Origin of the sequence: Sphingomonas sp., from assembly GCF_036731925.1 — a bacterium.
In the GTDB taxonomy this organism is placed as follows: domain Bacteria; phylum Pseudomonadota; class Alphaproteobacteria; order Sphingomonadales; family Sphingomonadaceae; genus Sphingomonas.
Map to the genome: position 1 here is coordinate 11060 of NZ_DAINDJ010000002.1, position 25688 is coordinate 36747.

Sequence of the window (25688 nt, forward strand, 5' to 3'; positions counted from 1 at the left end):
CGCGACCTCCGGCGTGACAGGCCGGCGCTCTAACCAACTGAGCTACACCCGCTTGCTTCCAAGCGAGGAAATCTTGAGCGACCAATCGCCGCCGGATTCCATCTGGAGTCCCGCAAGGCGAGTGGCGCGAGTGACGGGGCTCGAACCCGCGACCTCCGGCGTGACAGGCCGGCGCTCTAACCAACTGAGCTACACCCGCTTGAGCCAAGCGAGGAGGCGGCACCTAGCCGCGTGTTTTCGGGCTGTCAACCGGATTGATCGAGGTTCGCGCGACGACGCGAACGAATGTCCGAAGGATCGCGCACCAGCGTGCCCTGCTCGAACAGGAAACCGGCGATGTCGGGCTTGCCGGCGGCGTTGAGCACGGTCTGGATGATGATCAGCAGCGGCACCGCCAGCAGCGCGCCGGTAGTGCCCCACACCCAGCCCCAGAAGCTCAGCGAGATCAGGATCATGATCGGATTGATGGTCAGTCGGTGGCCGACGATCAGCGGCGTGACGACATTCGCCTCGACGAGGTGCGCCGCGATCATGATCGCCGGCGGCACCATCGCCGTGCCGATGTCGGCGTAGGACATCAGCCCGCCCACCGCGAGCAGCAGCGCGGCGATGACGGGTCCGATGTACGGGATATAGTTCAGCAGCGCGACCAGGCCGCCCCACATCAGCGGCGTGGGCATGCCCATCAGCCACAGCGCGCCCGCGACGATCAGCCCCAGGGTGAAGTTGATCAGCGTGATCGTCCCCAGATAGGCCGAAGTGTCGTCCACCACGTCCTGGATCACCCGCGCGGTCGCCATCGCGCCGCCGAAGCTCGCCCGACTGGTGATCGCGCGGCGGCGCAGCCGGGTCCAGCCGGCGAGGAAAAAGTAGATGACCAGGATGGCGAAGAACATCTCGATCAGCGCCGACGGAGCGGAGGTGGTGAACAGGTCCATCAGCGATGTCGGCGGCTGGGCGGTCTGCACCACCGGCTGGCGCACCGGCGCCGAGGCGAAGTTGTTCAGCGTCTTGTTCACGAACCGCTCGAGGTTCGAATAGAAGCGGATCAGCGGTTCGAGGTTGTGCTGGATCTTGGGCACGCTTTCGGGCAGCCGGCGGATCCACTGCCAGGCCGGCACGACGATCGAGGCGAGCGCGACATTCGCCGCGGTGAGGAACAGCAGCACGCAGACGAAGGCGGCGATTGGCGCCGGAAGGCGATGCCGCTCCAGCCATTCGAGCAGCGGCACCAGCGCGATCGCGATGACCAGCGAGGCAGTGACCGGGAGGAAGAAGCGCGCGCCCGCCTGCAGTGCGAAGGGAAGCGCCAGCACCAGGCCCATGCCGGCGATCAGCACCAGTGCTGCCATCAGCCGGTCGCGCCGCAGGCTCGGCGTCGCCTCCTCGCCTTCCCAATGCTCCGGCATGTCTGCGGCCGCGATGTGTTCAGGAACACCTCCCGCTGCACCGCCGTCTCCACCCATCATACCCGTACGCTGGTCCACGCCAAAATCCCTTTCTGGTACAGTGTAGAGGCGCGGTTGTGTCGCGGCAATGCCGGGCCCTAACACGGCGCAATTGCGGCACCATCTGTTGCCAGCTAGCCTCAATTGCATGGGCGAATTGCTTTTGGTCATCGACGAGGGCACCACCTCGACTCGGGCGATGCTCTTTGCGCCTTCGGGACAATGTGTTGCGAGCAGATCTGCAGAACTGAAGCAACATTATCCAGGGCCCGGCCTCGTCGAACACGATGCCGATGAAATCTGGCGGCACAGCCATGTCTGCGCCGCGGCGATGGTCGCGCTGGCTGGTGGCCCGCAGCGTATTGCCGCGATCGGCATCACCAACCAGCGCGAGACCGTGGTGTTCTGGGACAAGGCGACGGGCGCACCGCTCGCTCCCGCGATCAGCTGGCAGGACCGCCGCAGCGCAGGCTTGTGCCTGAAGCTGCGCGAAGCGGGCGAGGAACCCGGTATTCAGGCCCGGACCGGACTGCTGCTCGATCCCTATTTCTCCGGCACCAAGATTGCCTGGGCAATGGAAAACTGGCCGCAGCTGAAGGCGGCGGGCGACCGGCTCGCGATCGGCACGGTGGAAAGCTGGCTGGTCTGGAAGCTGACCGAGGGCCTCCACATCACCGATGCAACCAATGCCTCGCGCACCCTGCTGATGGGCCTGGGCAGCGGCGGCTGGAGCGATGGCCTGATCGATCAGTTCGACGTCCCGCGCGCGGCACTGCCGGAGATCGTGGATTGCGCTGGTCACTTTGAGGTGACACGGGCGTTCGGCGGCGCCATCCCGATCTGCGGGCTCGCTGGCGACCAGCAATCGGCGACGATCGGGCAGGCATGTCTTACGCCGGGCGATACCAAGGCGACATATGGCACCGGCGCATTCGTGCTCACCAACGCCGGTACGCTCCAGCCGCGTTCGCGGCATCGGCTGCTCTCGACCGTGCTGTGGCAGCTGGGCGGACGGCGGACCTATGCGCTGGAGGGATCGGTGTTCGTCGCCGGCAGCCTGATCCAGTGGCTCCGCGATTCGCTGGGGATCATCACCGCAGCGGCCGAGACGGAGGCGCTTGCGCGCTCGGTGCCCGACAATGGCGGCGTGTACTGCGTGCCGGCGCTGACCGGGCTGGGGGCGCCCTGGTGGGAGCCCGAGGCACGCGCCACCATCTCCGGCCTCAGCTTCTCCACGGGGCGTGCGCATATCGTCCGGGCGGCGCTGGAGGCCGTGGCGCATCAAAGTCACGACCTGGAGACAGCCTTCGCCGCCGATGGTGCGAAATGGGGGCGGCTGCGCGTCGACGGCGGCATGATCACCAACGACTGGATCGCGCAGGATCTGGCCGACATGCTCGCCCTGCCCGTCGACCGGCCGGACTTCGCCGAGACCACCGCGCTGGGCGCAGCGATGCTGGCGGGCGTGGGCTGCGGCATGTTCGCCGGCCTGGACGATGCGGTGATGATGCGGGGCACCATCCGGACCTTCGAGCCGCAGATGGAGCCGGATGCCCGGGCAACGCGGCTTGCCGGGTGGCGCGATGCGATCACCCGGGTGGTCGCCACGCCGGCGGTCAGCTGAACAGCCAGGTGCCGAGCAGTCGGCCGGGCAGCAGGGTGAACAGCGCGGCGACGGACAGCCCGAGATAGGTGAGCGACATCACCCGGCGATGCGCCTCGATGCGGTGCTGTCGCGCCAGCAGGATGCCGCGCGGGATCATCACCAGCACGAGAACCGAAAGCAGGTGGATCGCGCTGAAGCTGCCTGTCATCCCGCGCAGCCCGAAGCTGGAAACCGCGGCGACCAGCATCAGCACCGCCCAGAGCTTTCCGAGCGCGCGGTGCAGCGCGTCGCCCTTGCGCCGGACCAGGACATAGGCGCCCAGCGGCAGCGCCGGCACCACCGCGGCGAGGTGCAGGGCCAGCCACAGGTTGCGTATGCTTGACCGCGCTACCGCGCCGCTTGCAAGGCCATGGGCGAATGCAAGCAATATGGCGCCGCCGGCAATCACGCCCAGCGTGACGATCAGCCGGTCGCGCTGGGGGATAGCATAGCCGGAATGTACAAGGTCGTTCATCAGTGCCTCCTCTCGCGCCATCTTCCCGCGCCGCCGCACGCAGGCGAGCGCAATTCCGCCAATCGCCCGCCCGAGTTCGCGAACGGCGCCCCGCTCCAGCGGACGGCCCGTTCGCGAAGCACGAACGGGCAGCCCCTGTGATGGCCCCTCGCAGGCTTTCCGCGGAGCTGGCAGTGCTCGGCGCGCTGATTCTGCTGCTTGCCGTGCTCGGCCCCTTCGGCTCCTATGCAACCCCGCTCGCCCCGCGGCTCCTGCACTGGGCGCTGTACCTGGTCACCGGCTATGCCTTCTTCCGGCCGGTGATCGCAGCCGGCGGCGCGCTGGCCCGCCAGACCGGGCTGCCGCGGCTGGTGGCGATCACCGCCGCCTGTGCCTTCGGGGCCTTCCCGACGAGCATGGTGATCGTCTTCGCGTCCGCCGGCCCGGCCTGGCGCATGGTGAGCGGCGCAGCGCTCGCGAGCGCCTATGTGCAGACGCTGATCATCGGTGCGACGGTCACCGTCGTGCAGTTGCTCGCGGGCCGCGGCCCCGTGCCCGCCAGAGCGACGCCGTCAATGCCGATCGCCCCTGCCGACACCGCGGAGGAGGATGCGCCGGCGGCGGAAGCGCCGCCCGCCCCTGCCCTGCTCGACCAGCTACCGCCCCATCTGCGCGGCCCGATACTCTGCCTCGAGAACGAGGACCATTATGTCCGGGTGCACACGGTGCACGGCAACGCGCTGTTGCTGATGCGGATGCGCGATGCGGTTGCGCAGCTGGAGGGCCGGGGTGAGCGCGTGCACCGCAGCTGGTGGGTCGCGCGCGAGGCCGTCACCGCCACTGTTCGGCAGGAGCGCAACTGGAAGCTGCGCCTGTCCGACGGGCGAGAGGTACCGGTCGCCCGCGCCAACGTCCCCGCCCTGCGCGCGGCGGGATGGCTGGGCGAGAGCGACGCAGCGACTTGAACGAAAAAGGCCGGCTTGGGGCGAACCCAAGCCGGCCAGTGCATCCTCAGGGGAGGAAATCAGAACTTCACGCCGACTCCGGCGAAGAATGTGGTGCCGCTGCGCGTCTCGTTGTGCAGGCGGTGGTAGATGCTGTTGTACTGCACCTCAGTCTCGTTCGTGAGGTTGATCGCGTCGAGCGTCAGCCGCACCCGGTCCGTCACGTTGAAGAACGCCGCTGCATCGACATAGACGGTGCCGTCGAACCCGTCCTTGCTGGCCGCATTCTTGCCGTCATAGGCGGTGCGCAGATACGACGAACGATAGTTCATCGAGCCGCGGATGCCCCAGCGCTTGGTCTCGTAATAGAGCGTCGCGTTGGCGTTGGTGTTCGACAGGCCCGGGATCGGTCCGTCGACGCCCTTGTTCGGCGCGTTCGAGTCGAGCAGCGTCAGGTTTGCCGCCATGCCCAGCTTGTCGAAGGGCGCCGGCAGGAAGGTGAAGTTGGTCTGCGCGGCCATCTCGACGCCGGTGACATGCGCCTTGGCCAGGTTCACCGGCTGGGTGAACTCCGCAACGATGGTGCTGGCCGTTGCGCCCGGCACCATCGAGGTCGGCAGGCCGGTGGTGCTGTACGGCACGTTCAGCAGGGTCTGGCTGGCCACCAGGTTGCTGATGTCCTTGTGGAACACGCCCAGCGAGACGAGGCCGACCTTGCCGAAATACCATTCGGCCGAGGCTTCGACCGAATTGTCCTTGTACGGCTTGAGGTTCGGGTTGCCGATGCTCGCGGTGATCTTGCCGTTGTCCGCATTGGCGCTGCCGGAGGCCGCGACCGAGCTGAGGCCCGGGCGGTTGATGTTCTTGGCAGCGGCGACGCGGATCAGGAAGCTCGGCGTCACTTCGAGGGTGGCGTTCAGCGTCGGCAGCACGCCCGAGTAATGCGAGCTGGTGACGTTGGTGCCGATCGGCGTGTCGTTGCTGTTCGTGACGAAGCCGGTGCTGTCGAGATCCGTGAAGTACGCCCGCAGGCCGATATTGCCGCGCAGGCGCATACCGCCCAGCGGGGCGTTCCACTCCAGCTGGCCATAGCCGGCGGTGGTCGACTCGATCACCTTGTAGGTGTTCTCGATGTCCGTCGCGCCCGCCGTGGTGTGCGCGGCGTTGTAGGTCGCGAACGCCTTGGCATAGTCGCCGGTGATCCAGCTCGCTGCCTTGTTCTGGCTGAACACCACCGCATAGGGGGTGACCGGCGTGCCGGTGAAGTTGCGGAACTTGCCGTCGTTATACACTTCGGAGCCCGAGGTCTCGTAGCGGCGATAGCTGGCACCGGCACGCAGCGTGAACACGTCGCTCAGCTTCAGCGCGGCGTTGCCGACACCTTCCTTCAGGCTCGTCTTGTTCCAGAATTCGCGGAAGTAGAATTCCTTGAACTCGTACCTGGACGGATCGGTGGTGTTCCAGCGATAGCTGTTGGTCGCGCTCTTGCCATCGGGCGCATAGGTGGTGGTCATGCCGCCATAGGCGCGCAGATACAGCTTGTCGTCGTACGGGGTGGTGTACTTCGAGTCCTCATAGCCGACATGGCCATCGAAGGTGAGGCTGTCGCTGGCGTCCCACTTGCCGGTCAGCGCAATCTGGTTGAACTTGTTCTTGTTGAGCGAGCGGCGATGCTCGCTCGCATAGGTCGCGTTATCGACGCTGATCGCATCGACGAAGTTGGTGCTGTCCCAATGGATCGAGTTGATCTTCGAAGTGGTGTCGAAGATCACCGAGCCGGAGGTGTTGTTCGGGCGCGTCGCGAGGTGATATTCGTCGCGGTGCGTGGTGAACTCGCCGTGCAGCCCGTCCAGGGTGAACAGCAGGTTGTCCGCCGGGCGCCACTGGGTGGCGAGCGTCAGGCCCAGGCGCTCCTGCTTCGCGTCCCACACCGAGAGGCGGTTGCCCGAAGCGAACACCAGGTCACCTGACTTGAACTTGGTCTGCTGGTCCGCCGAGAGCGCCGAGATGTCGAGACCCTTGGTGAGATAGCCCGCGATCTGGCTCGCGCTCAGCTGGCTCGGCGAATAGGTGTTGTAGCCCTGCTCCTCCGTCTTGCGCTTCGAATAGGCGACCGAGACGAGGATGCCGAAGCGATCGCCCCAGTTCTGCCCGAGCATCGCGGCGACGCGCGGCTGCGCATCCTTGGTGAAGCTGTTGGTGCCGACCTTGGCCGAAATCGCGCCGGACAGGCCCTGCTTCTGCTCCAGCGGCTTGGCGGTGAACAGGCCGACAGTGCCGGCCATGCCGCCTTCGGCCTGCGAGGCCTGGTAGCTCTTCTCCACCTCGACGCGCGAGAACAGCTCGGAAGCGAAGATGTTGAAGTCAAACGCGCGGTCGCGCGAGCGCTGGCCGCGGCTGTCCATCGCCGAGTCGACATTGCCCAGCACTTCCATGCCGTTCAGCTGGACGCGGGTGAAGTCGGGCCCCAGGCCGCGCAGCGTGATGCGGCGGCCTTCGCCGGCCTCGCGGTTGATCGCCACGCCCGGCAGGCGCTGGATCGATTCGGCGAGGTTGAGTTCCGGGAACTTCGCCATGTCTTCGGCGACGATCACGTCCTTCATGATGTTCGATGCGCGCTTCAGCTCGCGCGCCTTGGCGAGCGAAGCGATGTAGCCGTTGACGACGACCTCGCCCTCGTCCTGGCCCTGCGACGCCGCATCCTGTGCGGCGGCGGCCATCGAGATGCAGCTCGCGCCAACGGCCAGCGCGGCGAGCGCCGCGCGGTAGGTGAATGCCATATTGCCCTCCCTTGTGATGTGGGGAGCACGCCGGCCCTGGGCGCCCCCCGAGCGGCGCCTAGGGGGGCTTCATGACTCGTATGTGACATTCCGTGTTGTTTTATGTGGAATTGAACGTTCCCTTGTGGGTTCTCGGTCCTGTTCAACGCTGATACACTGGCACCATGGAGCATTTGGACACCCCGGCACGGGCCACCGCGACGCGCGCCAGCCAGAACGCGCGCCTGGCCACGCTGCTCGAGCTGCTGGCGCAGCGCGGCCAATGGTCGATCGGCGAACTCGCCGGGCGGTTCGACGTGTCCGAGGAGACGATCCGCCGCGACGTACGCCAGCTGGAACAGGCCGGGCGGGTGCAGAAGATCCATGGTGGCGTGTGCCTGCCCGGCGGCGTGTTGGAGCCGCCCTATCGCCAGCGCCTGCGCGACCAGGCCGAGGCCAAGCAGCGGATCGCGGACCGTGCGGTTGCGCTGGTGCAGCCCGGCATGACGCTGATGCTGGATTCAGGCACCACCACCCTATGGCTCGCCCGCGCGCTGGGCCATGTCCGCGATCTGACGGTGATTACCAACAGTATGGAGATCGCGGCGCAGGTGCTGGGCCATCCCGGCCAGCGCCTGTTCGTGGCAGGCGGCGCAATCGATCCCGATTATCACGCCGCGTTCGGCAGCGAGGCAATCGACTATTGCCGCCAGTTCGCGCCCGACCTGACCATCCTTTCCATGGGCGCGGTCGATCCGCTGCGGGGCTTCCTGGATTTCGACGCGGGCGAAGCGGCGTTCAAGCGCAGCCTCCTGCCCCAGGCGCGGCGCGTCGCGGTACTGTGCGACGCGACCAAGTTCGACAAGTCGGGCTTCGTCCATGTCGCACAGTTCGGCGACGTTCATGATCTGGTGACCGACCAGTCGCCGCCGGAAGAGATCGCCCGTGCAGCCGCAGCGGCGGGCACGATGATCCATCTGGTGTAACGAGGCAGCGCGTTTCCCCTCCCGGCCGGGGAGAGGAAACGCTGCGCGTCACGCCGCCTTGTCGGTGAGGAACAGCGCCTTCAGGTCCTTCTTCAGGATCTTGCCGTTGGCGTTCCTTGGCAGCGTTTCGGTCGAGAAGCGGATCGCCACCGGCACCTTGAAGGCGGCGATCCGCTCGCGAACGAAGGCCTGCAACTCCGCCTCGCTTGCCGACGTGCCCGGCGCGAGATGGACGACCGCCACCGGCTCCTCGCCCAGCGTGCGATGCGGAATGCCGATCAGGGCCGCGTCGGTCACCGCCGGATGCGCATAGAGAACGTCCTCAACCTCGGACGAATAGATGTTCTCGCCGCCGCGGATGATGATGTCCTTCGCGCGGTCGACGATGTAGAGGAACCCCTCCTCGTCCAGTCGCGCAAGGTCGCCGGTGCGCACCCAGCCGTCGCGGAAAGTCTCTGCTGTCGCTTCGGGCTTGTTCCAATAGCCCTTCACGATCATCGGCCCCTTGGCCCAGAGTTCGCCAACCTCGCCCAGCGGCACTTCCCGCGCGCCCTCCACGTCCATGATCTTGAGCTCCGCCACCGGCACGGGGGGCCCGGCGCTGGTCGGCCGGGCGATATAGTCCTCGCCGAGGTGATGCGTCACGGTCGCCATCGTTTCGGTCATCCCCCAGCCGTTGCCGGGGAGCGCGCCGAATTCCTGGAAGATGCGCTTCACCAATTCGGGCGCCGAAGGCGCGCCGCCATAGGAAATGCTCTCCAGGCTGGACAGGTCGTAATTGTGCCGCTCCGGGTGCTCGAGCAGCTGCCAGGCGATGGTCGGCACGCCGCCCGTCTGATTGACCTTCTCGCGCTCGATGATCTCCATCGCCTCGATCGGCTCCCAGCGGCGCATGAACACCACCGTGCCGCCGGCCGCGATCAGTGCCATCAACCCCGCGCTGCACGCGGTGACGTGGAACAGCGGGATCACCAGCAGGCCCACCTTGTGCGGCGGCTCCGACGGCGGCACCTCGCCCCGGCGCAGCATCGACCGCGCCACCGAATAGCCCGAGGTGAGGATGTTGGTCATCAGGTTACGATGGGTGCCCACCGCGCCCTTGGGATTTCCCGTGGTGCCGCTGGTATAGAACAGCGTGACGTCGTCCTCAGGCGCGATCCCCACCTCCGGGAAGGCAATGTCGGCCAGCGTCGCCCAGCTGTTGCAGGGCCCGAGGATAGATTCGAGCGCGACCGTATCGCCCTCCAGCGGCGAGCAGGCGCGGCTCACCACCACCTGCTCCAGGTCGGGCAGCGCGGCGTAGCAGTGCTTGAGCCGCTCGTGGCGCTCGCCGTCGACGAACAGCAGCTTGGCGCCCGAATCCTTCATGCCATATTCGAGCTCGGCACCCGTCCACCAGGCATTGAGCGGCACCAGGATCGCGCCGATGCTCACCGCGGCGAAGAAGATCGTCGGCCATTCGGGCAGGTTGCGCATCGCCAGTGCGACACGGTCCCCCTTCGCCAAGCCCCTGGCTTGCATCCAGGAGGCGAGATGGCAGGTGGCGCGATAATTTGCCTCGTAGCTGACCCGCTCGTCCTGGTAGATGGTGAACGGCCGCTCCCCATAGCCCCGCGCCAGCCGCGCAAGGATCGCCGCGTTGGGCGGCGAGTTCTTCCACACCCGCGTGGGGACGCCGCGGATCTCCACCGTCTCCATTTCGAACTTGGCGCCGGGCGCGGTGAGCAGTGCATCGACGGCGGCCAGCGGGGCTTTGGGCCAGCCCGGCGGCAGGGGCACGATCGGTTCGAGGGTCAAGGCAGCTCTCTCCATCGATTCTGAACTTTGGGTTTGGCGCACGCACCAACCTGTCCACACGTTAGTGTTGATTTGTCGCCCGCTCAAGGCAATAGAAAGCAGGCACCCGCCAGAAGGTGCATTGCACGCGTTTCGAACGAGAGGTATGCCGCCAGCAATGGAAATCGACGACCCGATCGCCCATGGATTCGATGCCCCCCGGCTGGCGCGGATCGATGCCTTTGTGAAAGCGCGCTATCTCGATTCCGGCAAGCTGCCGCACGCGCAGCTGCTGCTCGCCCGCGACGGGCGGATCGTGCACTTTTCGCACCAGGGTGCGGCGCGCGAAGGCGGCGCGCCGGTCGACGAATCGACGCTGTTCCGCATCGCCTCGATGACCAAGCCGATCACCAGCCTCGCCTTCATGATGCTGGTGGAGGAAGGACTGGTCGCGCTCGACACCCCCGTCCACCATGTCCTTCCCGAGCTGAAGGGCGTGGGCGTCTATGCCGGCGGTGGCGGCGGGGTGCCGTTCGTCACCCGGCCGACGGCCCAGCCGATGCGGATGGTCGACCTGCTCCGCCACACCTCCGGCCTCACCTACAGCTTCCAGAACCGTACGAACGTCGACGCCGCCTATCGCGAAGGGCGAATCGAAAGCTGGCACGCCAATCTGACGCTCGACGAGTTCGTCGCGGCGCTGGGCAAGCTGCCGCTCGAATTCTCGCCAGGCGAGGAATGGAACTACTCGGTGTCTACCGACGTGCTCGGCGCGGTGGTGGCGCGGGTATCCGGCCTGTCGCTCGACCGGTTCTTCGCCGAGCGTATCTTTGGCCCACTCGGCATGCAGGACACCTTCTTCCAGGTGCCCGAGGACAAGATCTACCGCCTGTCCGACTGCTGGACGATGCAGGAGGGCACGGGGCCCGTGCTGTACGATCGCGGCGAGGCCTCGGCCTGGGCGCGCTTTCCCCGGCTGGTCTCGGGCGGCGGCGGGCTCGTGTCGACCGCGCTCGACTATCACCGCTTCAACACCATGCTGCTGAACCGCGGCGAACTGGACGGCGTGCGCATCGTCTCGCCCAAGACGATCGACCTGATGACCACCAACCATCTGCCGGGCGGCAGCGATCTCGCCGCCATGTCGCGCGCGCTGTTCAGCGAGGCAACCAACGCGGGCACCGGCTTCGGCCTGGGTTTCGCGATCAACCTGGACGTCGCCAAGACGCTGATCCCAGGCTCGGTCGGCGAGTTCTACTGGGGCGGCATGTTCTCGACCGCCTTCTTCGTCGATCCGGTCGAGCGGATCTCGATGGTGTTCATGACGCAGTTTTCGCCCTCGATGCTCTACCCGATCCGACGCGAGTTGAAGACGCTGATCTATTCGGCGCTGACGCGGTGATGGGGAATGCCCTCCCCTTTCGTTCCACCGTCATCCCCGCGAAGGCGGGGATCCATTCGCCTGTGCGCTGGGGGAAAGAACCGCGCCACCAGCGCCAATGGATCCCCGCCTTCGCGGGGATGACGGCTGTTGGCGACGCGCGTCCCGCACCGCACCCCCTGCCCTACCTCTCCCTCCCGGCCCAGGGCCGGTCTTCCGAACCAAGGAGTTCGCATCCATGTCCGTGATTACCACCAGCCGTCAGGGCCCAGTCCTGATCCTCACCTCCGACAATCCGCCGGTGAACGCATTGGGCGCGGCAGTGCGGCAGGGGCTGCAGGCCGGCATCGAGGAAGCCAAGACCGACGACAGCATCCAGGCGGTTGTCATCCTCTGCGCCGGCAAGACCTTCTTCGCGGGCGCCGACATCACGGAGTTCGGCAAGGCGATGGCCGAGCCGTCGCTGCCGGTGCTGGTCGACCAGATCGAGGCGCTCGACAAGCCGGTGATCGCGGCCATCCACGGCACCGCGCTCGGCGGCGGGTGCGAGGTGGCGCTGGCGTCGCACTATCGCATCGCCGTACCCTCGGCCAAGTTCGGCCTGCCCGAAGTGAAGCTTGGCATCCTACCCGGCGCGGGCGGCACCCAGCGCATGCCGCGCGTCGCGGGCGTCGAAGTCGCGCTGGAAATGGCGACCAAGGGCGATCCGATCTCGGCTACCCAGGCCAAGGAAGCGGGCCTTGTCGACCGTCTCGCAGGGGAAGACAGCCTGCTCGCCGATGCCGTGGCCTTCGCGAACGAAGTGATCGGCCAGCCGGTGTCGCGCTCCAGCGAGCGTCCGGTCACCGTTGAGCCTGAGACCTTCGCCAAGTTCCGCGCAACCAACGCCAAGCGCTTCCGCGGGCTCGATGCGCCGAACACGATCATCGACATCATCGAGCAGACCGCCGGCAAGCCCTATGCCGAGGGCGTCCAGGCCGAGCGCATGGGCTTCATGAAGCTGATCATGGGCCAGCAGTCGGCAGCGCTCCGCCACATCTTCTTCGCCGAGCGCAAGGCCGCCAAGATCGACGGCATCGCCGAGGACATCCAGCTGCGCGACATCAAGCGCGTCGGCGTGATCGGCGCCGGCACGATGGGCGGCGGGATCAGCATGAACTTCCTCTCGGCGGGCGTGCCGGTGACGATCGTAGAGATGGCGCAGGACGCGCTCGACCGCGGCACCGGTGTCATGCGCAAGAACTACGAGGCAACCGCCGCCAAGGGCCGCATGACCGCCGAGCAGGTCGAAAAGGCGATGGGGCTGCTGAAGCCCACGCTCAACTTCGACGATCTCGCCGAGTGCGACCTGATCATCGAGGCCGTCTATGAGAGCATGGACGTGAAGAAGGACGTGTTCGGCCGGCTCGACAAGATCGCCAAGCCGGGCGCAATCCTCGCCTCGAACACCAGCTATCTCAACATCGACGAGATCGCCGCCGCCACCAGCCGCCCGCAGGACGTGGTGGGGCTGCACTTCTTCTCGCCGGCCAATGTGATGAAGCTGCTCGAGATCGTCCGCGGCGCCAAGACCGCCGACGATGTGCTGGCGACCGCCATGGCGCTCAGCAAGAAGATCAAGAAGGTCGCGGTGATCGCGGGCGTCTGCTACGGCTTCATCGGCAACCGCATGCTGATGCCGCGCCAGGTGGAAGCCACCAAGATGCTGCTCGAAGGCGCCACGCCCGAGCAGATCGACAAGGTCCATGTCGCCTTCGGCATGCCGATGGGGCCGTTCCAGATGGCCGACCTCGCCGGCGTCGACATCGGCTGGCACCGCGATCCCAACCGGATCGAGAATATCCGCGACGCGCTCGCCGCCGAAGGCCGCTGGGGCCAGAAGAAGGGCGCGGGCTTCTACGATTATGACGAGAAGCGCCAGCCCTCGAACAGCCCGCGCGTCGCCGAGCTGATCGAGGAATGGCGCGGCAAGCTGGGTGTGCCGAGCCACGAGATCACCGAGGAGGAGATCGTCGTCCGCACGCTCTACACGATGGTCAACGAGGGCGCGCTGATCCTGGCGGAAGGCATGGCGCAGCGCGCGAGCGACATCGATGTGGTGTGGGTCTATGGCTATGGCTGGCCCCCCTACCGGGGCGGGCCGATGTTCTGGGCGGACACCGAGGGCCTCAAGAAAATCGTCGAGGGCCTGGAGAAGTATGGCTTCGAGGTCGCCCCGCTGCTCCGCGAAAAGGCGGAGAAGGGCGAGAAGTTCAACCGGTGATGCACCACTCTCCCTCTCCCGCCTGCGGGAGAGGGAGGGAGCGGCCGACAGGCCGCGGAAGGATTAGGGTGAGTGAGGTAAGGCGCAGAGTCCCCCTCACCCTCCCACCGCCTGACGGCGGCGGGCCAGCGTTGGGTCGGCCATGCCCCCGGCATGGCCTGAACAGCGCGGGGCGCTGTTCACCCAACGCTCTCTCCCGCAGGCGGGAGAGGGGCTTGAGGAGAGGATATGACGCAGGATCTCGACACGTTCCGCAGCGAAACCCGCGCTTGGCTGGAGGCCAACTGCCCAGCCTCGATGCGCGAGCCGATCCGGTCCGAGAAGGACATCGTCTGGGGCGGGCGCAATCCAGACTGGGCGCATCCCGACCAGAAGCTCTGGATGGACCGCATGGCGACACGCGGCTGGACGGTGCCCGACTGGCCCAAGGAATATGGCGGCGGCGGACTTTCCCCGGCCGAGACCAAGATCCTGCGCGAGGAAATGAAGCGGATGGGCGCGCGCACCCCGCTCAACAGCTTCGGCATCTCGATGCTCGGGCCGGCGCTGCTGAAGTACGGCACCGAGGAACAGAAGCTGGAGCATCTGCCGAAGATCGCTCGCGGCGAGATCCGCTGGTGCCAGGGCTATTCCGAACCCAATGCCGGCTCGGACCTGGCCGGCCTCCAGACCTGGGCCGAGGATGCCGGCGACCATTATGTCGTCAACGGCCAGAAGGTCTGGACCAGCTATGCCGACAAGGCCGACTGGATCTTCTGCCTCGTCCGCACCTCCAAGGAGGCAAAGCAGGGCGGCATCAGCTTCGTCCTGTTCGACATGGCCTCGCCCGGCGTTTCGACCAAGCCTATCCTGCTGATCTCGGGCTACTCGCCCTTCTGCGAAACCTTCTTCGACAATGTGAAGGTACCCAAGTCGCAGCGCGTGCATGACGAAAACAAGGGCTGGGACGTCGCCAAGTACCTGCTCGGCCATGAGCGCGAGATGATCTCGGGCATGGGGCTCGACCGGACGGGCGGCAATCCGCTGATCGAAGGCGCGATCGCGACGATCGGGCTTGATGATCAGGGCCGGCTCGCCGATCCGATCCTCCGCGCGCAGATCGCGCTGTTCGAGGTGCGGATGCGCGCCTTTTCGGCGATGTCCGAGCGTTTCCTCGACGAGCTCAAGGCCGGCCGCGCCCATCCCGCCCAGCCGAGCATGATGAAATATGTCGGCACCGAGCTGAACAAGCAGCGCCACGAGCTGATCATGGCGGCCGGCGGATCGGACGCGCTCGAATGGGAAAGCGAGGCCTCGGCCAAGGGCGCCAAGCCCCGCGCCTGGCTGCGCACCAAGGCCAATTCGATCGAGGGCGGGACCAGCGAGATCCAGCTCAACATCGTCGCCAAGCGGATCCTGGAACTGCCGGGCTGAAAGCCCTCTCCCCGCCGGGGAGAGGGTTGGGAGAGGGGCAGTCCCAGAGTCACATAATGGGCCGGCGCGAGAGACTGCCCCTCTCCCCGGCCCTCTCCCCAGAGGGGAGAGGGAGGAATGGAACGATGCCGCTCTACCTCAACGACGAACAGACGATGCTCCGCGATACCGCCCGCGAATTCGTCGCCGAACATGCCCCTGTCCGCCACCTGCGCGCCCTGCGGGACGCCAAGGACCCCACCGGCTTCAGCCGCGACCTGTGGAAGCAGTTCGCCGAGATGGGCCTTACCGGCATCCTGATCCCCGAAGCATCGGGCGGCCTCGGCCTCGGCCATGTCGAGGCGGGCGTGGTGCTGGAGGAGATCGGCCGCAACCTCACCCCCTCCCCCTTCCTCTCCACCGCCGTCGCCGCGGTCGAGGCGCTGAAGGGCACAGCCCATGCCGATCGCTGGTTCCCCGGTATCGCAGCGGGCGAAGCGGTGATCGCAATCGCGCATGACGAGAAGCCCAAGTTCGGCCGCACTGTCGCCCTCAAGGCGGAGCGCGCCGGCAACGGCTTCCGGCTGACCGGCACCAAGCGCTTCGCCCACCACGCCCATGCCGCCGACCTGATCCTCGTCACGGCCCGCACCGCCGGCAGCGACAGCGATGCGCAAGGCATTACCCTGTTCGCGATCGATCCCAAGGCTGCGGGGCTGGACCTCCGCCCCGAACGCCTCGCCGATTCCAGCCTAGCCGCGCACGCGACCTTCGACGGCGTCGAAGTCACCGCCGATGCGGTGGTGGGCGAGATCGACGCGGGTGCCGACCCGCTTGGCCGCCTCCTCCGCGCCGCCGGGGCCGGTGCCTCGGCCGAGCTGCTCGGCGTCGGCGCGGGCGCAAGCGACATGACGCTCGGCTATCTGAAGGAGCGCAAGCAGTTCGGCATGCTGATCGGCAGCTTCCAGGCGCTCCAGCACCGCGCCGCACATCTCTACAGCGAGATGGAAGTTGCCCGGGCCGCCACGCTCAAGGCGCAGCAACTGCTGGGTGCCGGTGACCCCGCAGACGAGGCCGTGGCCATCGCCAAGGCGATGACGGGGCTTGCCACCACGCTCGCCGTGCAGGAGGCTGTCCAGATGCATGGCGGCATCGGCATGACCGACGAATACGACATCGGCTTTTACATGAAGCGGGCTCGCGTGCTCGCCGAGATGTTCGGCGATGCCAACTATCATGCCAATGCCCTGGCGGAGGCGGCTGGCTATTGATGGACGTTCAGAAGTCCCCTGAAGATCTGGTCGCCGGGCTCACCACGCTGCTCGACGTCGAAACCCTCGACACCGATCTCTATCGCGGCGCGCGCCAGCCCGGCGGCGTCGGCCGGGTGTTCGGCGGACAGGTGATCGCGCAGGCGCTGCAGGCCGCGCAGCGCTCGGTGGAGGACAGCAAGGTCGCGCACTCGCTCCACGCTTATTTCATGCGGCCGGGCGACGAGGATTACCCGATCCTCTACCGGGTGGTGCGCGACTTTGAAGGGCGCAGCTTCGCCAATCGGCGCGTGATCGCGATGCAGAAGGGCAAGCCGATCCTCAACATGGCGGCCTCGTTCCAGCTGCCTGCCGAAGGGCTCCACCACCAGGACGCGATGCCCGACGTGCCGCCACCCGAGGATCTTCGCTCCGAGGCCGAGCTGCGCGAGGAAATCCGCGATCATATCCCCGAGAAGTTCAAGCGCTTCTTCCTGCGCGCCCGGCCGATCGAGATCCGCCCGGTAAACCCGCGCAACTGGTTCCAGCCGGAGCCCCGCGAGCCGCGGCAATATAGCTGGTTCCGCGTCGTCGCGCCCCTGCCGGACGACCCCGCGCTGCACCGGGCGATGCTCGCCTATGCCAGCGACATGACGCTGCTCGGCACCTGCATGCTGCCGCACGGCGTCAGCTGGATGAGCGGCGAGGTGCAGACCGCCAGCCTCGACCACGCGTTGTGGTTGCACGAACCGTTCCGCTTCGACGAATGGCTGCTCTACGCCACCGACAGCCCCTGGGCCGGTCATGCGCGCGGCTTCAACCGCGGCAGCATCTATGCCCGCGACGGTCGGCTGGTGGCGAGCGTGACGCAGGAAGGCTTGATCCGTTCGCGCTGACGCTAAGTGGCCGCGCGAACGATTTCATCTCGTTACCGAAATTATTGCGCTTGATTATCCATCATTCATGCAGGTAAGGCCGAACCGGGAGGTTTAGGGTCTTGTCCTATGTCACACCGCGCATCCGCGTTGTGCACGCCTCTCCTGTGGCTGTCCGCCACAACGGCATTGCACGCGCAAAGTCTGGAAGATTCGGTCCTCGCGAAGATCAACGACGCTCGGGCGAATCCACGTGCCTATGCCGAGAAGCTGCGTCAATATCGCAGCTATTTCGACGGCGAGATTGTCTACATGCCGGGCGATTACAACGGCGTGCTGACGAAGGAAGGCACCGCCGTCGTCGACGAGACGATCGCCTTCCTCGAGCATCAGCAGCCGCTGCCCCCCCTCACGCAGGCTGAGGTCCTCGCGCTGGCTGCCGTGGACTTCTCGAAGGAACAGGGCGCAATCGGCGCGCGCGGGCACAAGGGCGCGGACGGAAGCGATCCGGGCGTCCGGGTGAAGCGGCACGGCGGCGACATCTTTGTCGGCGAGGCGATCGCCTATGGCTTCAACGATGCCGAACAGATCGTCCGGCAGATGATCGTCGACGACGGCGTCCCCGATCGCGGCCACCGCCGGCTGCTGTACGATGCCAAGCTGAAATTCGCCGGGATCGGCTGCGGACCGCACAGCAGGATGGACCATATCTGCGTCGTCGACCTCAGCGCGACCAAGGATGGCCGGCCGGTGCGGGTCCGCTACGCCCAGCAGCGCTGATCCGCCCGTTACTTTCGGCCGAACAGCTTCTCGATGTCGCCATGCGCCAGCTTCACCCAGGTGGGGCGGCCATGGTTGCATTGTCCCGAATGCGGGGTGACTTCCATCTCGCGGAGCAGCGCGTTCATCTCGGCGACCGACAGGATGCGGCCGGCGCGGACGGAACCGTGGCAGGCCATGGTGGCGGCGACATGGTCGAGCCGCTCCTTGAGGCTCAGCGCCTCGTCGAAGCTGGCGAGTTCGTCGGCAAGGTCGGTGACCAGGCCGTGGATGTCGCCGGTGCCCAGAGCGGCTGGCACCGCGCGCACCAACATCGCGCGCGGACCGAAGCGCTCGAGCTCCAGCCCAAAGGCGCGCAGTTCCTCAATCCGCGCTTCGAGCCGGTCGCAACCGGGTTCGTCGAGTTCGACCACCTCGGCAAGGAGCAGCGCCTGGCTGGGCACGGTGCCACCGGCCATGGCGCGGCGCATGCGTTCCAGCACCAGCCGCTCGTGCGCGGCGTGCTGGTCGACCAGGACGAGGCCGTCCTGCGCTTCCGCCACGATATAGGTCTTGGCGACCTGACCGCGGGCGACGCCGAGCGGGAAGTCGGTGGCGAGCGGGGCTTCGTGGCGCGCGGGTTCGGCGCGGGCATAGGGCGCGGCGGCGAAGAAGGAGCCGGAATCGCGGACCGCGCCGGAATACCGCCTTAGCCCCTCCCCTTCAGGGGAGGGGTTAGGGTGGAGGGATTCCAGAATCTCTGTTGGTCTCGGTGAGACCCTGCCCCACCCCAACCCCTCCCCTGAAGGGGAGGGGCTATTGCTCTCCCCACCCCCCTGCTGCCACAGTCCCAGCGCAGCTTCGCTCGGCCGCTGCACGCTGCGGTGCCCCGCCGCATCCAGCGCCCGCCGCAACCCGCTGACGATCAGCCCCCGCGCCAGCGCCGGATCGCGGAAGCGCACCTCGGTCTTCGCCGGGTGCACGTTCACGTCCACCACTTCAGGCGGCACGTCGAGGAACAGCGCCACCACCGGGTGCCGATCGCGCGCCAGCATCTCGGCATAGGCACCGCGCACCGCGCCGACGAGCAGCCGGTCTTTCACCGGCCTGCCGTTGACGAACAGATATTGATGATCCGCTACGCCGCGATTGAACGTCGGGATGCTGGCGACCCCGCCCAGCACCAGCCCCTCGCGCTCGAAATCGATGGCGACGCTGTTTTCCTGCAACGCGCGATCGGTGAGCGCCGCCACGCGCGCCGGCCGGCTCTCACCCCCCTGCACGCTCAGCACGCGGCGCCCGTCATGCTCGACCGAGAAGGCGATGTCCGGCCGCGCCATGGCCAGCCGCTTCATCCCGTCGAGGCAGGCCGCATATTCGGCGCGGGTTGAGCGCAGGAACTTGCGTCGCGCCGGGACCCGGCCGAACAGTGCCTCCACCCGCACCCGAGTCCCCGGCGGCAATGCGGCCGGACCCTCGGCGAGGCGCGCGCCATTGTCCACGGTCAGTGACCAGCCTTCGGCGCCGCGCACACGGCTTTCCAGCGTCAGCTGCGCGACGCTCGCGATCGAGGGCAGCGCCTCGCCTCGAAAACCCAACGTCGCGACGTGCTCGATGTCGTCGGTCGGCAGCTTGGAAGTCGCGTGGCGCTCCAGCGCCAGCGCCATTTCGGCCGGCGCCATGCCGCAGCCATCGTCGATCACTTCGATCAATTCGATGCCGCCGCCGGCCAGCTTCACGGCGATCCGTGTCGCCCCTGCGTCGATCGCATTTTCGACGAGTTCCTTCAGGGCGCTGGCAGGGCGTTCCACGACCTCGCCGGCAGCGATACGATTGACGAGGTGTTCGGGCAGGCGGCGTATTGACATGGCATTCGCTGTAGCCCAAGCGACGGCCTCCCGCGACCCGCATCCGCAAGACACCAGGCCGGACTTAACTCCGCCCCGGAACGGGTTCGGGCCAAACAATTTGTGCGAGCAGCCGGACGGGGGGCGCCCAACCCGGCAGGACGGATCAATAGATGGCTTTCTCCCGCATTTTCAAATTCATGTCGCACGACATGGCGATCGATCTGGGTACTGCGAACACCGTTGTGTATCTGCGCGGCCGCGGCATCGTGCTGAACGAGCCGTCGGTTGTGGCGGTCGAGACGCTGAACGGCGTGAAGAAGGTCAAGGCCGTCGGTGACGACGCCAAGCTGATGATGGGCAAGACGCCGGGTTCGATCGAGGCGATTCGCCCGCTGCGCGACGGCGTGATCGCCGACATCGATGTCGCCGAAGAGATGATCAAGCACTTCATCCGCAAGGTGCACGGGCAGCGCCGCTTCATGCGCTGGCCGGAAATCGTGATCTGCGTGCCGTCGGGCTCCACCTCGGTCGAGCGCCGCGCGATCCGCGACGCCGCCTCGAACGCCGGCGCCAGCCAGGTGTGGCTGATCGAGGAGCCGATGGCCGCCGCGATCGGCGCCGACATGCCGGTGACCGAGCCGATCGGCTCGATGGTGGTCGATATCGGCGGCGGCACCACCGAAGTCGCGGTGCTCAGCCTGCGGGGTCTGGCATATTCCACCAGCGTCCGCGTTGGCGGCGACAAGATGGACGAGGCGATCGTCTCGTACGTCCGCCGCAACCACAATCTGCTGATCGGCGAAGCCACGGCCGAGCGGATCAAGCAGGAAGTGGGCGTCGCCAAGCCGCCGATCGACGGCATCGGCAAGACGATCCACATCAAGGGCCGCGACCTCGTCAACGGCGTGCCCAAGGAAATCCAGATCAACCAGGGCCAGATCGCGGAAGCACTGTCCGAACCGGTCAACACCATCGTCGAGGGCGTCCGCATCGCGCTGGAGAACACCGCGCCGGAGCTGGCCGCCGACATCGTCGACCAGGGCATCGTGCTCACCGGTGGCGGCGCACTGCTGCACGGGCTGGACGAAGTCCTGCGCGACGAGACCGGCCTGCCCGTCACCGTTGCCGAGGATCCGCTGACCTGCGTGGCGCTGGGCACCGGCCGCGCGCTCGAGGATCCGATGTTCCGCGGCGTTCTCCTCCAGGTCTGACGAAAGGCCAACGGCGATGGCGCCGCCACGGAATCGGCGCCCGGGGTTCTCGCGACGGGCGCAATATGGGCTGTTCTTCAGCTATGTGGCGGCGATCGGCCTGTTGCTGATCGGCGGCGGGCTGGTGCTGGTCTCGCGCTACAACCCGCATCTGTTCGCGGCGCTGCGCAGCACCGTTGCCGAGGTGACCACGCCGGTCTCCTCGGGCCTGGACACGGTGCGGCGCGGCATTGGCAGCGTGCCCGAAGCGATCGGCAGCTATTTCGGCGTGCGCAGCGAAAATGCGCGGCTCAAGCACCAGATCGAGGCGGAGCATGCCGCCTTGCAGCGCGCGCTGGGGCTGGAGCGCGAGAACCAGCGGCTGCGCCTGCTGCTCAAGGCGCGCGACGCCACGCCGGAGACGATCGTCGTCGCCCGACTGGTCAATTCCTCCGCCTCCAGCACCCGCCGCTATGCAACGCTCAATGCGGGCAGCTGGCAGCGCGTGGCGCAAGGACAGCCGGTGCGGGATGGCGCCGGGCTGATCGGCCAGGTCGTCGAGGCCGGCCCCAATGCATCGCGCGTGCTGCTGGTCACCGACCCGGACAGCACCATCCCCGTCCGCCGCCCCAGCGACGGCCTGCCGGCGATCGTCACCGGCAAGGGCGACGGCACGCTCGACGTGCGCGCGGCCAACGCCGCCGCCAATCCGTTCCGCCCCGGTGACCTGCTGGTCACCTCTGGCACCGGCGGCGTGTTCCCGCCCAACATCCCGCTCGGCCGGGTGAGCCAGACCGGTCGCGATTCTGCGACCGCGTCGCCCGCCAGCAATCCCGATATGGCCGATTTCGTGATGGTGCTGCGCGTGTTCCTGCCAGAGCCGGCCCCGCCGCCGCAGCCTTTCCCCACCGCCACGCCCAAGCCCAAGGGCAAGTGATGGCACTGGACCTGCAGCCGCTGGGTGTGCCGTCGCCGCGCCCCCGCGCGCGCTGGCTGGCGCCCCTGTCGATTTCGCTGGGATCGCTGATCACGATCCTGCCGGTCGTCGCCACCGTGCCCTTCCTGCCGCCGTTCGGGCTGCTGATGCTCCTCGGCTGGCGACTGCTGCGTCCCGACGCGCTGCGCGTGTGGGCGGCGGCACCACTCGGGCTGTTTGACGACCTGGTGAGCGGACAGCCCTTTGGCTCGGCGATGTTCCTGTGGATGGCATGCATGTTGATCATCGACGTGCTAGAGACGCGCATCGTGTGGCGGAATTTCTGGCAGGACTGGCTCATCGCGGCGGGGGCGACCGGCTTCGTGCTGATCGCCGGGCGCTTCATCGCCGCCCCCATTTCGGCAAAGGTGGATGCAGCACTGCTGCTGCAGGCCGGTGCCTCCGCCATGCTGTTCCCGCTCGCCTCGCGGCTGTGCGCCTGGCTGGACCGTGACGTGGTGAAGGTCTGATCCATGGTCCGCATCACCGAAGCCGCCCAGACCTACAGCTTCTCCCGCCGCGCGGTCGTGCTTGGCGCGGCACAGGGCGCCGTGGGCATGGTGCTGGCCGGGCGCATGGCGTGGCTCTCCGTTGTCGAGAACGAGCAGTACAAGATCAAGGCCGAGAGCAACCGGGTCAACAACACCCTGATCCCGCCACGCCGGGGCTGGCTGCTCGACCGCGCCGGCAAGCCGCTCGCCAGCAACCGCACCGATTTCCGCGTCGACCTGATCCCGGATCGCATCGTCGACAAGGACAAGCTGCTTGCCGAACTTACCCGGCTGCTCAACCTGGCGCCCGAGGATCTCGCGCGGATCGACACGGATCTCAAGCGCGCCGGGGGCTTCCGCCCCGTGCAGGTAGCGGAAAATCTCGACTGGGATCGCTTCGCCGCCGTGCTTGTCCGCCAGCCCGAGCTGCCCGGCGTCGCGCCCACCCGCGGCTATGCGCGGCATTATCCGCTCGGCGCAGGCGTCGGCCATCTGATCGGCTATGTCGGCACCGCCTCGGCCGAGCAGTTCAAGGCCGACAAGGATCCGCTGCTCGTCACCCCCGGCTTCAAGCTCGGCAAGGACGGGCTGGAAAAGACGCTCGACAAGCGCCTGCGCGGCAAGCCCGGCGCCAAGCGCGTCGAGGTCACCGCGCATGGCCGCCCGGTCCGCGAGCTGGAGACCCGCACCGACCAGCCGGGCGAGAGCATCAAGCTCACCATCGATTCCGGGCTGCAGGAATATGTCGCGCGGCGCCTGGGCACCAACTCCGGCTCGGCGATCGTCATCGACGTCAGCAGCGGCGATATCCTGGCAATGGCATCGATGCCTGCCTACGATCCCAACAGCTTCTCCGACGGCATCAGCCAGACCGAATGGAAGATGCTGGCCGAGGACGATCACGTTCCCTTGATGAACAAGGTGCTGCAGGGCCTCTATCCGCCCGGCTCCACCGTCAAGCCGATGAACGGCCTTGCGCTGATGGCAGCGGGCGTGAGCGCGCACGACCGGGTGGTCTGCTCGGGCGCGTTGCGGGTCGGAAACGGCGTGTTTCACTGCCACAAGAAAGGTGGGCACGGGCCGCTCGACCTCAAGAACGCGATCATGCAGAGCTGCGACATCTATTTCTACGAAATGGTCCGCCGCGTCGGTTATGATGCGATCGCGCCGATGGCCCGCATGCTCGGGCTCGGCCAGAAGTTCGACATGCCCTTCACCACCCAGCGATACGGGACGGTGCCCGACAGCGCCTGGAAGCTGAAGAAATACCACCATCCCTGGACGGTGGCCGATTCGCTCAATGCGTCGATCGGCCAGGGCTATGTGCTGTCCAACCCGCTGCAGCTGGCGGTGATGGCCAGCCGGCTCGCCTCCGGCAAGATCCTGGTGCCGCGCCTGCTCGCCAACGGCCCGTCGGGCGCGCAGCCGCTGCCGGTCAGCGCCGAGGATCTCGCGGTCGTGCGGGATGCGATGTACGGCGTGATCAACGGCGGCGGCACCGGCGGCGCTGCGCGGATGTACGTTCCCGGCGTCGCGCTGGCGGGAAAGACCGGCACCGCGCAGGTGCGCCGCATCACCATGGCCGAGCGCCGCACCGGCGTGCTCAAGAACGGGTCGCTGCCGTTCAAGATGCGCGACCATGCCCTGCTGGTGTGCTTCGCCCCGCACGACAACCCGAAATATGCCGCCGCGATCGTGCTCGAGCATAACGGCCACACGGTTCGCAACCTCGACACGCCGCTCATCGGCCGGGACATCATGACCTATCTGTTCGATCGCGACCTGGCGATGAAGACGCTGGCCGAAGTCGAACCCACCTGGGGTGGTGACTATACGACCCGCATGGCAGCGCAATCGGCCGCCTTCCGCGCCGCGCAGGCCACCCCGCCCCCGCCCGCACCCGAAGATACCGAAGAGGCCGCGAGCAGCCTTGCCGACGCGGCCGCGAACAGCACCGCCGATTCCACCAAGCGTGACGTTGCGCCCACGGGCAGCGTGGAGAACGACTGATGGCGCGGCCCGGCAACGGCATCGTCCCCACCCAGGTCGCCCAGCTTCCCTGGAAGGTATTGTTCCTGGTGCTCGCGATCGGCGGCTTCGGGATGGTCGTGCTCTATTCGGCGGCGGACGGGAACATCCGGCCCTGGGCCCTGAACCAGGGCACCCGCTTCTTCCTGTTCCTCGCCGTGGCGCTGATAATGTCGCGGGTGCCGGTACGGTTCTGGTCGCAATGGTCCCTGCCCATCTACGGCGCGCTGGTGGTGGCGCTGCTCGGCGTGGAGGCGCTGGGCAAGGTGGCGGGCGGCAGCCAGCGCTGGATCAGCCTGGCGGGCTTCCAGTTCCAGCCCTCCGAGCTGATGAAGCCGATGATTGTGCTGGCGCTCGCCCGCTTCTACGAGATGCTGCCCGCGAGCGAGACCCGGAAGTTCGTGGCGATCTGGCCTGCGTGCCTGCTGATCGGCGTGCCGGCGCTGCTGGTGATCATGCAGCCGGATCTCGGCACCGGGCTGATGATCACCGGCTGCGGCGTCATGGTGATGTTCCTGGCGGGCGTACCGCTGCGGCTGTTCATCGCCGGCGCGCTGGCAGTGGCGGTGGCCGCACCCCTCGCCTTCAACTTCGTGCTGCACGACTACCAGCGCAACCGCGTGCTGATCTTCCTCGATCCCGAGCGGGACCCGCTGGGCACGGGCTATCACATCACCCAGTCCAAGATCGCGATCGGATCGGGCGGCATCTTCGGCAAGGGCTTCCTGCAGGGCACGCAGAGCCACCTCGACTATCTCCCCGAGGGCCAGACCGACTTCGCGCTGGCAACGATGATGGAGGAATGGGGCCTGGCAGGCGGCGTGTTCCTGATCGTCGCCTTCGGGATGCTGATTGCCTGGGGCGTCGGCGTGGGCATGCGCGCCAAGACGCGATTCGGCCGACTGACCGCAGCCGGGCTCTCCGGCACCATGTTCCTGTATTGCTCGATCAACATGGCGATGGTGATCGGCCTCGCGCCGGTGGTGGGCGTGCCGCTGCCGCTGATCAGCTTCGGCGGCACCGCCGTCATGACCTTCATGCTGTGCCTTGGAATCCTCCTCTCGATCGACCGCGACGGCCGCACCAAGACGCGCTGGTGATTTTTTCACTTTTGGGCTTTACAAGCCGCGAGAGGCGACGCTAAAGGCGCCCCTCCGAAGCGGCGGCGCCCCACCAAGGGCGCCATGCAGAAGCCGGATGGACACATAGCTCAGTTGGTAG

At 67.1% G+C, this 25688-nt stretch carries 19 protein-coding genes and 3 tRNA genes (2 of these 22 running past the window's edge); 15 read left to right on the forward strand and 7 right to left on the reverse strand.

The window, feature by feature from the left end; genetic code table 11:
- The 3 genes from V7E00_RS09485 to V7E00_RS09495 form a co-directional block, all read right to left on the reverse strand.
- Positions 1 to 52, reverse strand: a tRNA-Asp gene (locus tag V7E00_RS09485) (it extends 125 nt beyond the left edge of the window).
- A 70-nt stretch (positions 53 to 122) separates the two neighbouring features.
- Positions 123 to 199 (reverse strand) — tRNA-Asp (locus V7E00_RS09490).
- 46 nt (positions 200 to 245) lie between these two features.
- Positions 246 to 1409 carry an AI-2E family transporter gene (locus V7E00_RS09495; protein WP_333573841.1) on the reverse strand — a complete coding sequence of 388 codons (1164 nt, stop codon included), beginning with the start codon at positions 1407 to 1409 and terminating at the stop codon, positions 246 to 248.
- A gap of 187 nt (positions 1410 to 1596) precedes the next feature.
- Here V7E00_RS09495 and V7E00_RS09500 point away from each other — a divergent pair, with 187 nt between their 5' ends.
- Complete coding sequence (locus V7E00_RS09500; protein WP_333572431.1) at positions 1597 to 3072, forward strand: FGGY family carbohydrate kinase; 1476 nt, start codon at positions 1597 to 1599, stop codon at positions 3070 to 3072.
- Here V7E00_RS09500 and V7E00_RS09505 read toward each other — a convergent pair.
- On the reverse strand, positions 3065 to 3568 hold the full coding sequence (locus tag V7E00_RS09505; RefSeq protein WP_333572432.1) for a DUF2306 domain-containing protein: 504 nt from the start codon (positions 3566 to 3568) through the stop codon (positions 3065 to 3067). The two genes, V7E00_RS09500 and V7E00_RS09505, sit on opposite strands and share 8 nt — an antisense overlap.
- Before the next feature lie 140 nt (positions 3569 to 3708).
- On the opposite strand from V7E00_RS09505, the gene V7E00_RS09510 reads away from it, so the two are divergent.
- The gene (locus V7E00_RS09510; RefSeq protein WP_333572433.1) at positions 3709 to 4512 is read left to right on the forward strand and encodes a LytTR family DNA-binding domain-containing protein; all 804 of its coding nucleotides are present in this window, start codon (positions 3709 to 3711) and stop codon (positions 4510 to 4512) included.
- 59 nt (positions 4513 to 4571) lie between these two features.
- Here the strand turns inward: V7E00_RS09510 and V7E00_RS09515 are convergent, their stop codons facing one another.
- Complete coding sequence (locus V7E00_RS09515; protein ID WP_333572434.1) at positions 4572 to 7271, reverse strand: TonB-dependent receptor; 2700 nt, start codon at positions 7269 to 7271, stop codon at positions 4572 to 4574.
- A 164-nt stretch (positions 7272 to 7435) separates the two neighbouring features.
- On the opposite strand from V7E00_RS09515, the gene V7E00_RS09520 reads away from it, so the two are divergent.
- Positions 7436 to 8236, forward strand: coding sequence for a DeoR/GlpR family DNA-binding transcription regulator (locus V7E00_RS09520; RefSeq protein ID WP_333572435.1), 801 nt, complete (start codon positions 7436 to 7438; stop codon positions 8234 to 8236).
- Between the two features lie 48 nt (positions 8237 to 8284).
- Here V7E00_RS09520 and V7E00_RS09525 read toward each other — a convergent pair whose 3' ends face one another.
- Positions 8285 to 10033, reverse strand: coding sequence for a class I adenylate-forming enzyme family protein (locus tag V7E00_RS09525; RefSeq protein ID WP_333572436.1), 1749 nt, complete (start codon positions 10031 to 10033; stop codon positions 8285 to 8287).
- A gap of 157 nt (positions 10034 to 10190) precedes the next feature.
- Between V7E00_RS09525 and V7E00_RS09530 the strand changes: the two genes are divergently transcribed.
- The 6 genes from V7E00_RS09530 (at position 10191) to V7E00_RS09555 (ending at position 17953) form a co-directional block, all read left to right on the forward strand.
- A complete protein-coding gene (locus tag V7E00_RS09530; protein WP_333572437.1) occupies positions 10191 to 11414 on the forward strand; it encodes a serine hydrolase domain-containing protein in 1224 nt (407 codons plus the stop codon).
- Between the two features lie 217 nt (positions 11415 to 11631).
- A complete protein-coding gene (locus V7E00_RS09535; protein ID WP_333572438.1) occupies positions 11632 to 13656 on the forward strand; it encodes a 3-hydroxyacyl-CoA dehydrogenase NAD-binding domain-containing protein in 2025 nt (674 codons plus the stop codon).
- A gap of 228 nt (positions 13657 to 13884) precedes the next feature.
- Positions 13885 to 15069 carry an acyl-CoA dehydrogenase family protein gene (locus V7E00_RS09540; protein WP_333572439.1) on the forward strand — a complete coding sequence of 395 codons (1185 nt, stop codon included), beginning with the start codon at positions 13885 to 13887 and terminating at the stop codon, positions 15067 to 15069.
- Between the two features lie 125 nt (positions 15070 to 15194).
- Positions 15195 to 16319, forward strand: coding sequence for an acyl-CoA dehydrogenase family protein (locus V7E00_RS09545; RefSeq protein ID WP_333572440.1), 1125 nt, complete (start codon positions 15195 to 15197; stop codon positions 16317 to 16319).
- A complete protein-coding gene (locus tag V7E00_RS09550; RefSeq protein WP_333572441.1) occupies positions 16319 to 17194 on the forward strand; it encodes an acyl-CoA thioesterase in 876 nt (291 codons plus the stop codon). The genes V7E00_RS09545 and V7E00_RS09550 overlap by 1 nt, the downstream gene beginning before the upstream one ends.
- A 129-nt stretch (positions 17195 to 17323) precedes the next feature.
- Complete coding sequence (locus V7E00_RS09555; RefSeq protein ID WP_333572442.1) at positions 17324 to 17953, forward strand: CAP domain-containing protein; 630 nt, start codon at positions 17324 to 17326, stop codon at positions 17951 to 17953.
- Between the two features lie 8 nt (positions 17954 to 17961).
- Here V7E00_RS09555 and mutL read toward each other — a convergent pair whose 3' ends face one another.
- On the reverse strand, positions 17962 to 19800 hold the full coding sequence (mutL, locus tag V7E00_RS09560) for a DNA mismatch repair endonuclease MutL (RefSeq protein ID WP_333572443.1): 1839 nt from the start codon (positions 19798 to 19800) through the stop codon (positions 17962 to 17964).
- 152 nt (positions 19801 to 19952) lie between these two features.
- On the opposite strand from mutL, the gene V7E00_RS09565 reads away from it, so the two are divergent.
- The 6 genes from V7E00_RS09565 to V7E00_RS09590 form a co-directional block, all read left to right on the forward strand.
- Complete coding sequence (locus V7E00_RS09565; protein ID WP_333572444.1) at positions 19953 to 20993, forward strand: rod shape-determining protein; 1041 nt, start codon at positions 19953 to 19955, stop codon at positions 20991 to 20993.
- A gap of 16 nt (positions 20994 to 21009) precedes the next feature.
- Positions 21010 to 21909, forward strand: a complete 900-nt coding sequence (mreC, locus tag V7E00_RS09570; RefSeq protein WP_333572445.1) for a rod shape-determining protein MreC — start codon at positions 21010 to 21012, stop codon at positions 21907 to 21909.
- Positions 21909 to 22418, forward strand: a complete 510-nt coding sequence (mreD, locus tag V7E00_RS09575) for a rod shape-determining protein MreD (protein ID WP_333572446.1) — start codon at positions 21909 to 21911, stop codon at positions 22416 to 22418. Before mreC ends, mreD begins: the two co-directional genes overlap by 1 nt.
- Before the next feature lie 3 nt (positions 22419 to 22421).
- The gene (mrdA, locus tag V7E00_RS09580; protein ID WP_333572447.1) at positions 22422 to 24449 is read left to right on the forward strand and encodes a penicillin-binding protein 2; all 2028 of its coding nucleotides are present in this window, start codon (positions 22422 to 22424) and stop codon (positions 24447 to 24449) included.
- Positions 24449 to 25567 (forward strand): rod shape-determining protein RodA, encoded by a 1119-nt coding sequence (gene rodA / locus V7E00_RS09585; RefSeq protein ID WP_333572448.1) that lies wholly within the window; start codon positions 24449 to 24451, stop codon positions 25565 to 25567. Before mrdA ends, rodA begins: the two co-directional genes overlap by 1 nt.
- Before the next feature lie 99 nt (positions 25568 to 25666).
- Positions 25667 to 25688 (forward strand) — tRNA-Lys (locus tag V7E00_RS09590) (it continues 154 nt past the right edge of the window).

Bases quoted from the DNA above. Each gene is read 5' to 3' on its own strand.
- V7E00_RS09495 (WP_333573841.1), bottom strand. From the start codon at position 1,409: ATGCCGGAGCATTGGGAAGGCGAGGAGGCGACGCCGAGCCTGCGGCGC.
- V7E00_RS09500 (WP_333572431.1), top strand. From the start codon at position 1,597: ATGGGCGAATTGCTTTTGGTCATCGACGAGGGCACCACCTCGACTCGG.
- V7E00_RS09505 (WP_333572432.1), bottom strand. From the start codon at position 3,568: ATGAACGACCTTGTACATTCCGGCTATGCTATCCCCCAGCGCGACCGG.
- V7E00_RS09510 (WP_333572433.1), top strand. From the start codon at position 3,709: ATGGCCCCTCGCAGGCTTTCCGCGGAGCTGGCAGTGCTCGGCGCGCTG.
- V7E00_RS09515 (WP_333572434.1), bottom strand. From the start codon at position 7,271: ATGGCATTCACCTACCGCGCGGCGCTCGCCGCGCTGGCCGTTGGCGCG.
- V7E00_RS09520 (WP_333572435.1), top strand. From the start codon at position 7,436: ATGGAGCATTTGGACACCCCGGCACGGGCCACCGCGACGCGCGCCAGC.
- V7E00_RS09530 (WP_333572437.1), top strand. From the start codon at position 10,191: ATGGAAATCGACGACCCGATCGCCCATGGATTCGATGCCCCCCGGCTG.
- V7E00_RS09535 (WP_333572438.1), top strand. From the start codon at position 11,632: ATGTCCGTGATTACCACCAGCCGTCAGGGCCCAGTCCTGATCCTCACC.
- V7E00_RS09540 (WP_333572439.1), top strand. From the start codon at position 13,885: ATGACGCAGGATCTCGACACGTTCCGCAGCGAAACCCGCGCTTGGCTG.
- V7E00_RS09545 (WP_333572440.1), top strand. From the start codon at position 15,195: ATGCCGCTCTACCTCAACGACGAACAGACGATGCTCCGCGATACCGCC.
- V7E00_RS09550 (WP_333572441.1), top strand. From the start codon at position 16,319: ATGGACGTTCAGAAGTCCCCTGAAGATCTGGTCGCCGGGCTCACCACG.
- mutL (WP_333572443.1), bottom strand. From the start codon at position 19,800: ATGTCAATACGCCGCCTGCCCGAACACCTCGTCAATCGTATCGCTGCC.
- V7E00_RS09565 (WP_333572444.1), top strand. From the start codon at position 19,953: ATGGCTTTCTCCCGCATTTTCAAATTCATGTCGCACGACATGGCGATC.
- mreC (WP_333572445.1), top strand. From the start codon at position 21,010: ATGGCGCCGCCACGGAATCGGCGCCCGGGGTTCTCGCGACGGGCGCAA.
- mreD (WP_333572446.1), top strand. From the start codon at position 21,909: ATGGCACTGGACCTGCAGCCGCTGGGTGTGCCGTCGCCGCGCCCCCGC.
- mrdA (WP_333572447.1), top strand. From the start codon at position 22,422: ATGGTCCGCATCACCGAAGCCGCCCAGACCTACAGCTTCTCCCGCCGC.
- rodA (WP_333572448.1), top strand. From the start codon at position 24,449: ATGGCGCGGCCCGGCAACGGCATCGTCCCCACCCAGGTCGCCCAGCTT.